At 27.0% G+C, this 12131-nt stretch carries 8 protein-coding genes; all 8 read right to left on the reverse strand.

Going from position 1 to position 12131, the window contains the following annotated elements:
- Positions 1-363 precede the first annotated feature (363 nt).
- On the reverse strand, positions 364-1467 hold the full coding sequence (gene rsgA, locus Q0J90_RS00450; protein ID WP_297276049.1) for a ribosome small subunit-dependent GTPase A: 1104 nt from the start codon (positions 1465-1467) through the stop codon (positions 364-366).
- Positions 1468-1873: 406 nt separating this feature from the next.
- Entirely contained in the window at positions 1874-3376 is a 1503-nt protein-coding gene (locus tag Q0J90_RS00455) for a hypothetical protein (RefSeq protein ID WP_297276050.1), read from the reverse strand.
- A gap of 12 nt (positions 3377-3388) precedes the next feature.
- Positions 3389-4801, reverse strand: a complete 1413-nt coding sequence (locus Q0J90_RS00460; protein ID WP_297276051.1) for an MBOAT family O-acyltransferase — start codon at positions 4799-4801, stop codon at positions 3389-3391.
- 202 nt (positions 4802-5003) lie between these two features.
- A complete protein-coding gene (locus Q0J90_RS00465) occupies positions 5004-6956 on the reverse strand; it encodes an ankyrin repeat domain-containing protein (RefSeq protein WP_297276052.1) in 1953 nt (650 codons plus the stop codon).
- 91 nt (positions 6957-7047) lie between these two features.
- Entirely contained in the window at positions 7048-9645 is a 2598-nt protein-coding gene (locus Q0J90_RS00470) for an ABC transporter substrate-binding protein (RefSeq protein WP_297276053.1), read from the reverse strand.
- 210 nt (positions 9646-9855) lie between these two features.
- Positions 9856-10401, reverse strand: a complete 546-nt coding sequence (locus Q0J90_RS00475; protein WP_297276054.1) for a hypothetical protein — start codon at positions 10399-10401, stop codon at positions 9856-9858.
- A gap of 149 nt (positions 10402-10550) precedes the next feature.
- Complete coding sequence (locus tag Q0J90_RS00480) at positions 10551-11069, reverse strand: cupin domain-containing protein (RefSeq protein WP_297276055.1); 519 nt, start codon at positions 11067-11069, stop codon at positions 10551-10553.
- A gap of 172 nt (positions 11070-11241) precedes the next feature.
- A complete protein-coding gene (locus Q0J90_RS00485; protein WP_297276056.1) occupies positions 11242-11985 on the reverse strand; it encodes a DUF2715 domain-containing protein in 744 nt (247 codons plus the stop codon).
- Between the last annotated feature and the right edge of the window lie 146 nt (positions 11986-12131).

Here is a 12131-nt window from a genome sequence, read left to right on the forward strand (position 1 = left end):
GTGCGGTGCGGTGCGGTGCGGTGCGGTGCGGTGCGGTGCGGTGCGGTGCGGTTACCGGCATAATATTATTCTCCAATATAATCTTATTTTCGATATATTATTATAATTTATAATTAATGTCAAATACTATAATTATTCAAATAATACAATATATTTTTTAGTTATAAGCTATATAGTTTATTTATTATTATTGCTAGCGATAAACTCGCCAATTATTAGCTGATAACCTTATTTATATAATAAAAAAATCTCGTTTAAAATCTCTAGCAGCTAAAGCTACCAGACACTCAATTTTTTTTATTTGTATTATTCATAATCATAAATTTACTAATCTGTTATTAGCTAATAGTTTATCACTTTAAATTATTTTTTGTTCTTGATATTCATTTTTTTATAATTATTTCTATGATTCGTTATTTTCTTTAAAGCCATCTTTCTGTCTTTTTTTATTTCTATTGAACTTTTTTGCAATTCTCTATTTTCATTAAGAAGTGTTATATAAGCATCATATCTCTCATAAGGTATTTCATCATTTTCAAGCAACTCTAATATATAACAATCCGGTTCATGCTGATGAGTACAGTCTTTAAACTTACATTTTTTAGCATATTCTTCTAAATCTTCAAAAGTTTTCTTTATACCTTTATCATCTTCCCATAAACCTAAATTTCTTAAACCAGGAGTATCTATTACAACTCCTCCGCTGTCTAAAACTAAAAGTTCCCTATGTGTTGTAGTATGCATTCCCTTGAAGTCATACTCTCTCACTTCCTGAGTTTTCATCTTTTCATCTTTCAAAAGATAATTAATAATAGTAGATTTTCCCGCTCCTGAAGCACCTATAAAAACTGATGAAGTATCTTTCTTTATATATTTTAAAAATTTATCCGCATTCTTTCCTGTTTTTGAACTGTAGGCAAAAGCTGTTTCATTAGGATATGTTTCTTTTATAGCTGCTAACAATTCTTTGTATTCAGCATCTTCATACAAATCTATTTTACTAATTGCAATTATTGGTTTAATTCCAGAAGTATGAACAACTGACAAATATCTTGCTATTGCAGATATTGGCATTTCATTATCAATACCAACTATTATAAATGCATAATCAATATTACTTACTATAGCCTGAATATCATTTTTTTTAACATTAGCTTTTCTATATAAAATATTTTTTCTAGTAAGAATAGTATCAATAAAAGCATTATTATCTGACTTTTTCATTAGCACCCAATCTCCTACAACAGGAAGCTCGCTTTGTATTTCAGAATTATATCTTATCTTTCCTTTGATTCTTGCTAAAAACTCACCATCATCAGAAAACAAAGTATAATATCTTTTATTAATCCTTATCACTCTTGCAGGTACTAGTTCTTCATTATTGATTTCTTCTAAAGAATTAATTTTTAAACTCTCTAACGCCAACTTCTCAAAATATTCATCAAAACCAATATCTTTTATTTTCAATATTTTTATCCCCAATATTTAATATTACAATTATATAATACTAAATATAAAAGTTTTGTCAATTTAATTATTATTAATAAAAGTATTTCTTTTTATTTCATCTATTTTCCACTAAATAATATTATTTGTTATATATTATTTAATCCAAGTTCCTCTATTACAAAAATATCTGGTATATTACTCTTCAAAATATTAATATTAAATTCTTCAATATGTCAAAAAGTAGATTTTTGAAATGCTGCTGCTATATAATCTCTCATAGCAATAGCATAAGAATCCCTTACTATAAATAATTTCTTATCATAACTATAATTTAATGAAACAGTAGAAAATGTATAACAATTTTTAACTTATAATCATAATATAAATAACCAAAAACATTTTCTTAAAATTACTCAATTCATACTTACTCTTTTATACCAAAATTAGAAAAACCAGTTATAACTCTACCTTTTAGTAGTCTTTCAACTGTTTCAAATACTACTATATCAGAATTTTTATCAATATTAATATTATCAATAGTAGAATATGTTACTTTATTAAATGATTTATCTATATATTTCATCATATACCCCATAAAAGAATCATGAATTATAGATATATTTGTATATTTTTCTTGATAAAAATTAGAAAAATTACTATAATTAATATTGTAATCGTAATCACTAAATTGTAAAGTTAACAAATTGGCAAATCTATTAATATCTCCAAAGCCATTATATGTTTTATATTTTTTTATTACTAATTTTTCCAAATCAAAAACATCAATTCCTATTGCATTCATTAATTTCTTATATCCTATATATCCACCTAAATTATTCCAATGTGTATCTAATTTATAATATAAGTTATATTTATATTTATATTTTAATAGTTCATTTTTTGGATAAATTATTTTTATATCTGTATTTTCTTTCATATAATTTATAAATTGTTCTGTGGAATTAGCTATATGTTTTTTGTGTATATAAAATGGTAAATATTCAGAATATATAACATTTTTATCAGGACATATCATAAATATAAAATCAATATTATATTCTTTTAATCTATTAGCAATATCCACAATATTATCTTTAGCTATCTTCAATTCATCATAAGAAAAATATGAATTTTCTACACACATATATTTCTCAATAGTATTTGAATCTTTAAGAAATAACCACCCATCAATCCCTAATAATGCCCTCTTAGACAATAAATTTCCAAAAATATAATAATCTATAATACTATTCAATTGTACAAATTCATTTCTAAAAGGCAAATAATCATTAAAATATTCTTCATACACTTTAGGATAATTAAAAAAATTAGAATTAATATCTGGATATTTGGAAAAATTTCTATTTTCATAATTCTCATGATCAAAATATTCATAAAAGCAAATATATATTATTCTAGGTAATATTAAAAAGCATAAAAAAATAACTATAATATAAAAATACCTTCTATTAAAAAAATTAATATATCTAAAATATATTTTCTCTATATTTGAAATTAATAATATAGCTATAAAAATTAAGAATATTATAGAATAATTAGAAATTTTAGATTTTACTTTAAGAATATATTTAACATTATCTATTTTATTTTCACTTATTTCTTTAGAACTAATTAAACTTCCGAATGGTGTACCTAAATTATCATTCATCCTTATTTCTTTTATATATTCTGGCAAACTATTAGTAACTAAATAAACTCCATATATATCACTATTTCTAAATACTTTATTATAATATTTTATTTGAAAGTTGTATATATAATTATTAGAATATGATTCATTTTCATTAAAAGATAATTCTCCTAAATATCCAACTCTAGACTTTGAACCTAATACAGATAAGACTATTAAAGAAATTATACATAAAGATAATAAAACTAAATAAACTCTTATTAATATTTTTTTCATAAAGATTCTGCCTTAAAATCTGAAATATATAAATGGATTGTAAGTACCATTGACTAAATACATAATACAAATGAATAATAATATAAATTGAATAATGCTTTCTAACACATAAACTCTGCTTGAAAATATAGCTTCCTTAAGCTTTGGAAATATACTTTGGAATAAACCGCAAAATAAAATACCAAATACAAAACAAACTTGTGTCTGAGGATAGAAGAAATATCTAACCGTAAAAATACTCTCCTGATAATTAAACATGACTTTATATAATTCTAAAGCATGTTTCAAATCATTAGCTCTGAATAATACCCAGCCTAATATAAATACTAATATGACATATATATGATTAAGAAATTTTAATTTATTTTTCTCTAACAGCTTGCCTAAAAATATACGCTCTATTATCAAAAACAATCCATGCCATAAACCCCATAATACAAAATTAAAACTAGCTCCATGCCATAAACCTGTAGCAAAAAATACAATGAACAAATTTAAATAAGTAAAATATTTACCTTTCCTATTTCCACCTAATGGTATATATAAATACTCCTTAAACCAAGTAGATAAAGATATATGCCATCTTCTCCAAAACTCCTGTACCGACTTTGATATATAAGGATAATTAAAATTCTCTAAAAACTTGAATCCGAACATATGACCTAATCCAATAGCCATATCCGAATAACCTGAAAAATCATAATATATCTGAAGCGTATACAATACAGTAGCAAGCCATACTAAAACTGTACTTAATTCACTAACAGGCTGTTTCAATATTTCATCGCAGGATAAAGCAAACATATTCGCTAATATTACTTTCTTAGATAGTCCGTAAATGAATCTTTTTATGCCGTAGCTGATATTTTCCAAACTTTCTGTTCTATTAATTATCTGATTTTCTATATCATGGTATTTTACTATAGGACCTGCTATTAATTGTGGAAAAAACGATATATATAAAGCTAAATTAAATACATTCTTCTGGGCTTTATTTTGCTCTCTGTAAACATCTATTACATAAGATAATGCTTGAAATGTATAAAAAGATATTCCTATAGGAAGAACTATATTTTTTAAACTTATTACTTCCTTGCCCGATATTGAATTAATTATTGATATAGCAAAATCGGTATATTTAAAATAACCTAATATCAACAAATTAAGGATTATACAAAAAATTAAATATACTTTCTTCTTTCTTTTATTATTATCTTCAATGGCTTTATCAATCAATAATGCAAATACATAATTAATAATAATAGAAGAAAACATTATTAAAGTATAGCTTACTCCACCCCAAGCATAAAAGATAATACTCGCAGCTAAAAGAAGAACATTTCTATACTCTTTTTTAATTAAATAATATAAACAAAATACTACAGGAAGAAAAAGCCATAAGAAAATCATGGAACTAAATAACATATAGATAGCTCCATAATTTTATTTCTAATTGTTTTAAGAGAATAATATAAAAAGTCTGATATACTACATAATTTGTGCGGTGCGGTGCGGTGCGGTGCGGTGCGGTGCGGTGCGGTGCGGTTACTGGCATAATATTATTCTCCAATGATAATTTTATTTTCGATATATTATTATAATTTATAATTAATGTCAAATAGAATTATTAATTAGATTTTTGCTTTTCCTCTGCCTCTTTTAATATTTCAAGTATAGCATTATTATTATTATCTTTTGCTATATCCAAAGGATAATCTCCATTATTATTTCTAACCATAACATCAGCACCAGATAATACAATTTCGCTTACTATATCAACACTTCCAGAATTTACTGCCTTATGCAAAGGGGTATCACCATTTTGATTTTGTATATTAAGATTTGGTTTCTTTTCTAAAATCATTCTTACAATAGGAAGTTGTGAATTTTCAGCAGCAATATGCAAAGCAGTATCTCCGTATTTATCAACAGCATTCAAATCTACTTTTTGAGATAATAATATTCTAGCTATATTTTCAGCTCCGCTTTTTGCTGCTATCATTAATGGAGTATAACTTGATATTCCGGCATAATTTATATCAGCACCAGCTTCTACTAATATTTGAAGTAAATCAACATTATCATTATTAATAGCATATTCGATTAAACTCTCTCCATCTTTAGTTACAACGGAAAGATTAGCTTTATTAGCAATTAATAATTTTGTAAGTTCTGTATCATTATTCATAACCGCAACAGTTAAAGGACTAAGACCATCACTGTCTTCTACATTTATATTTGCTTTATTCTCTATCAAAAGATTTATCATATCATTTCTGCTTGATTCTATAGGGCTATTCATAGCATATAAAAGAGGAGTTTTCTCTTCATAGCTTTTAGAGTTAACATTAGCTTTGTTTTCTATTAATACTTTAGCAAGTTCAATATCTCCATTATTAGCAGCATACATTAAAGAAGTCCATCCGTCATTATCTGCAAAATTAACATCAGCACCATTTGTAAGAAGTACTTTTACAGTATCTATATATGAATTACCTGAAGCTATTATTAATGCATTTCTTCCATTAATAAGTTTATTTAATGTATTTTTATTTATATTTGTAATTATTTTTTCCATCACTTTAGCACTATCTGCAGATTTCTGCTGCATTAATACTAAATCAACAGGAGATGAACTTGTATTGTTAAATTTAGAACCAGCTGCCGCCATTAATATATTTCCATATACATCGCTTTCCCCAGCCTCTTCTATTTTAGCACCTTTAGATATAAAATAATCTACTAAAGCAGGATTAAGCGATAAAACTGCATTGTAAAGAACAGTAGTTCCGTCAGCACTTTTATAATTAATATCAGCTCCATTATCTATTAAATAACGTACTATGCTTTCATCGCTATTAGCAATTGCATAACTTAAAAGCAAAGGCTCTCTTTTCAAATCAAATGAATTATCTAAAAGAAGTTTTATCATATTTTTATTAGTTTGGGAAACAGCATAATACATTGGATATCTATTAAAATTATCACCTGTATAAGAACCATATACATTAGCCTTACCTTCTTTTATAAGAAATTCAGCTATTTTTGTATTATTATTGCTTATAGCCAATATTAGAGGTGTAACTCCTGAATCATCAGCTACTTCTGCATCGGCTTTATTTTCTATTAAAAATTCTACAGCCTTCATATTATTATTTTGTACCGCATGGAACAATGGGCTTTGATTATTATTATCTGTTTCATTAACATCAGCCGAATAATTATTAACCATTTCTTTAACAATTCTATCGCCATATTTTTTCTTATATATTTCCTCGCTGTATATCTCATAATTTCCAACCATTTTCTCCATATCAGATTTACCCTTTATAAATAAGAATAAACCTACAAGCAATCCAGCTCCAACAAGAAGAACAAATACAATAGCACAAGCTACTACAGCCACTTTAAATATATATTTTTTATTTTCTTCTGCTTCTTTGGATCTATTTATTTTTTCTATAGCATTTTCATTATTATTAACTGAAATATCATTGCTTGATTCATTATTTATTGAATCGTTATTAAGTTCATTATTATTATCCATATTATTATTTAAATTATTATCCATATTTTCCATAACCGCACCTTAAACAAATTAAATTATGAAGTATAATAACATATTTTTTATAAATTAAAAGCAGTAAAATAAAAAAAATATATACCCCTATCTACTGTAGTACAAAACTTCTAGTTTCTATATAAGGAGTCTCATCAGCAATATATGATTCTATAACAATAATATAATTTCCTCTAGGAAGAGATATTAATTCTTCTTTAGGTATAGTTAATTTGAATACATCATTTTCTAAAACTGCATTATATTCTTTTTCACCGCCGTTTTGAAGCTGAAGCAATACTTTTACTTTAGTATTAATATCAGGCATTTCTAAAGCATTATCCGGATAATTATACGAAGATACATAAATATCTATATTCATATCGCTATTTCTATTTGCTATAGCAGGCATTTCAATATCTTCAATCCTGCTCATTTTAGTTGATAATTTCTCAATCCAATATTCAGCAGTATAGCTATAATCTTTAAAAGCTGTTAATTCTATATAATTAGCTTTTGAATCTATCCTTGAAATAAAGAAAGGTCCGTTTGATATATAAGCATGCCCGTATTTATCTATAAAATCAATAGCAGCCTGATATCTTTTAACAGCCTCTTCTTTTGTTATAAAATCTTCTATTCCTGCAGGTATATATTGAGAATCACGCATTTCTATTAATTTTTCTTTTATATCAGATACACAAGTAGGATTTTTCACATCTATAGAAGTTAAGGACTGATCCTGAGAAATGGTATAAACATTACCGGATTTAGAACCTTCAAGAACCATTTTCATTATAGCTTCATTTATCTCAAAAGGTATAACAGTATTTCTATTAGGATTGCCTATTTTAGGACTAACTGCCGCAATAGCAATTTGTCTGTCCATATCCATAGGCCAATAATAGTTTCCGTATAAAGTAAAACTTCCGTCTTCATTTATAACACTTCCAACAGAACCGTCCATAGCAGAAAGATATCTTCCAGCCATAGCAGAATCATAATATTTATCATTCTCATTTGTCTTTGTTATAACATTTGCAATAAATACGCTTCCATACATCAAGTCAACTAAAGATGATTCTATACCATGATGCCATTTAAAATATCTAGGCTTAAAGTCGCATTTTACATAGGCTGTAATATTATCTGACTTCTTATAATCCAATTCTCCATTTTCATTCATTTTTACTATCAAACCTTCTTCCCATTTCTGAGTATAAGGATTGTACATCTTAGCATTTGTAGGGACTTCTATTGTACCTACCGGTATGCCGTTATTACCTGCTCTAACTCCTATTTCTAAACTGTTAGTGTCAGGCTCTCCCAACATAAATACTGTCTTAGCAGTAGAAGGAGATTCAAATGTAGCTCCGGCATCAGAGCAAGGACCTATCATTATAGCAGAATAAGCATCAGAAAATCCGCCTACACCTACAGGATCCCAAGGACTTATAAATAATGAACCTTGAGCAGAATGCTGAAGAACTCTTAATACTTTTTCTCCATTCCTATTAGGTTTTATATCAGCACTTCTTATAGACCAATCATTTATGCCGTCTCCTACTCCGTAAAGCATTTTTCTGTTGAATCTTTCTTTATTAGCAACAAAAAATTGAGTCTGAGAGTTTAAATATATTCTTACAGCATCTTCAAGCCCAATCTCCTGCAAACGCATATTGCCATTCCAATATTCATCAGCAGTCAAAAACCATCCGTTTGAATTTTTATCGCTTATTCTTGAAGCCTCTCTATTATCATAATTCCAAAACTCAGAAATATTTCCTCCAGGCATATAGTTGCCTTCTCTTATATACATCTGTCTTAATGTAACATCCCACCAAGCACGAGTAGCACCTGCCCCCCAAGCCTCTGTTATAATATTCCATTCATAATCTTTAGGATCTGAACCATATACAACCTGAGTAGATTTATTTCTATCATATAATAATTTTTCAACTTTTATACCTGTTTTTTCTATCAAATCAGATACAGCATTTCCTGCAGGAAGTCTTCCTGTAGGATCATCTACCCTTATAACAAATTTAAGAGTTACAACTTCTCCGTTATATTTCCACCATCCGTTTTCCTTTTTTAATTTCCCTCTATTTTCAGGCAGATTAGCAGCTTTTTCCATTGCTTTATTTATATCATTAATAGCCTTTTCCTGATTACCATTCTCTGTCATACCCATTCTTGAAGGAATAAGATTATATCTATAAGTACCCGGCTGTCCTGGTGTTGCCTGAGTAAATGAAGGCTGCCCTGCTCCTCTTAAAATTTCATCAACTAGTTTTTTTCTATCAATCAAAAAATTCATTGCAAATCTTATTTCTTTTATAGCCAATGGATTAAAATAAGTTTTACCGTCTTTAGTTGTAACTGTATAAGGTGCTTTATTTGGCACAGGATTAAATAATAAAGACCAAGATCCTGAAGGTACAGCATAAGTATCAAGTTTTTCTAAATCGTTTTCGCCTAATGATAAATATATTCCTCCGTCTATTCCGCTAGCCATTAAATCAGCTCTTCCGTCTGCTACATCTTTAATAGCTATTGTCATATCCGTTCTCACTTCATATATTATTTTATCTATTAATGCACCGCCTCTGTCCATTTCTTTTTGTGCTATTTCTTCTTTATTATTTGAACATGAAGAAAATATTAATATTATAAAAATTGATAAAAAGAATTTATTAATAAATTTCATTTAAGGCCTCATTTATATATTAAAAATACAACTTAACATAATATATAACATAAGTGATAAATGTCAATATAATTATAAATAACTATTTTTTATAAAATGATTTTTTGAAGTTTAGAATTAAACTATTTATAACAATATTAATATTTTTATTAATTAGAAAACAAAGAGCATACAAAATAAATTTGCATGCTCTTTATTATTTTATATGAATTACTTATTAGTATTATTTTTATGCCAATGTATAGATTTTATATAAAGTGATGAAAGATTAGTTAAATCTTTATCATCTTCAATCTTAGTTGATAAAGCATAATAAATATCATCAACTCTCCACAGTGTAAACTTTTCATTATTAGGAGTAATGTTATATTCAACATTTATAGAATATTCATCTTCCATAAAATTTTTTCCGCTATTGGTATAATTACCATAAAATGATAATAAGTTATTTGAGTTTTTAGAAGCTCTGTAAATATAACTATTGTTCATATAGTCAAAATTTACTTCTGCCACATCCTTATTCACTACAAAGTATTGAGCATTCTGTCCATGTTCAGGAGGCGCTACTGTTATGCCTATTCCTAAAGGTGCAAATGAATTAGGAGAATCAACTTGTACATAATCTAAAACTGCATCATTTGAAACAACATCATTATTTTTTGCTGCATTATTTACTTCTGCTTCATTTGATTTGCTGGAACATGAAACTATAAACAATAAGCAGGAAATATATAAAGTAATAATAAATTTAATCATTTTTTACCTCTGTTTTATTTTTATTCTATAGTTTAAACAGAAAATAATCATATAAATTAAAAATTCTCATTTAAACTAATAAATTATGTTTACTTAAATAAAAAGCATGCATCTAAATTGTATGCATGCTTTTTTTACTTATTAAAAAATTATTTTCCTGATAATACAGCAAAGAAAATTAAAGGAGTTGTTCCGCTGTTAGAAATAGCATGACTATGTCCTGAACGGCATATTGTCATATCGCCTTCTTTAACTTCATATTGGCTTCCGTCTGTATCTGTATAAGTAGCAGTACCTGATACTATTAAATAGCTGTCTTCATTTCCTTCATGTCTATGCAATCCTACAGAATCGCCAGGCATCAAAGTCATATATCCCATTTCTTTTGTAGTATAATCTTTTGGAGCATTGTCTCTAACGAAAGCATATTTAACAATTAAATCTCCATTTCCGCCAGCAACTTTATTTCTATTTGTAACCGGCAAATCAGCTAAACTGTAAACAGCAGGTATAAAACTTTCATGTACCTCTTCTGCTGCCAATGTATCAGCAGTAGTATTAGTTGCTGAATTATCAACTGCAGCGGATTCAGTTGTTGAAGATGTATTATTGCTGCATGAAGCAAACATAAATAATAGCAATAATAACATAATATTTCTTAATAACATATTTCCCCCTATTTGTTATATTACAATTATTCTAAATATAATCTTGAAAAAATCAATCCATATTTTATTAAATTAATTAAAAACATATAATAAAAAAGGAACAGCTTATTAATTAATAAGCTATTCCAAATTGATGAATTATCTATATAAAATTATTATATAGCAAAATTAATTAAGCTTTAGGACCAAATTTAAATCCTAATTGTAAACCTATATCAAAGCTTGAAAATCCCATACTATCAAATATTCCAGTTCCTGCAACAGATTCAAAAAATTTATCTGACATATTCATACCAAAATCATATCCTGCATAAAGTCCCACATTCATAGCAATATTATCAGTAAAGAATATTGAATAATCAAAAGTAGCTTTAATATATCCTATAACAGGAGTTTTAAAATTATCTTTTATATCTGATGAATTCACTTTTCTTGGAGAACCTATTTCATATTTGCCGTCATTTTTCGTAGAGTGCTGTCCTGCCAAAGGTATTTTAACTCCTCCTCCTATTCCTATAGCAAAAGCACCTATATTGAATTTAGGAAGAAGTCCAATCTGTATGCTTTCAAATGTAAAAGACTGTGTTATTTTTTTATCGCTTGCAAGTACAAAAGCATAAGAATCATGGCTGTATCCTATTTCACCTAAAACACTAATTCCGAAACCTTCTTTTACTTGGAACATATAGCCTAACTGAGCTGTAACTCCTATATCGAAACCTACACCGCTATTATGTTTAGCTTGTTTTTCAATTTCGTTTTTATAAAGTACATCTTTTAGTTTAAAATTATGAAAGCCTACACTCAATCCTATAGGTACATTAAGTATAGCCTCAAAACCGCTTGCTGCAAATGCTGATACACTAAATACTGATATCATCATCAATGTTAAAATAATTTTTTTTATGCTTCTCATAAGGAAACTCCTAATAATAATTTTTTATTTATAACAAAATGAATATTGCTATTCAATAAGTTATCAGGAATATTTAAAATACAGATAAATAAATGCTGCAAATATTTAAAAAATAAATTTGCAGCACCAAAAGAAATGATGATTTT

The sequence above is a fragment of the uncultured Brachyspira sp. genome (genome assembly GCF_944390595.1).
In the GTDB taxonomy this organism is placed as follows: domain Bacteria; phylum Spirochaetota; class Brachyspiria; order Brachyspirales; family Brachyspiraceae; genus Brachyspira.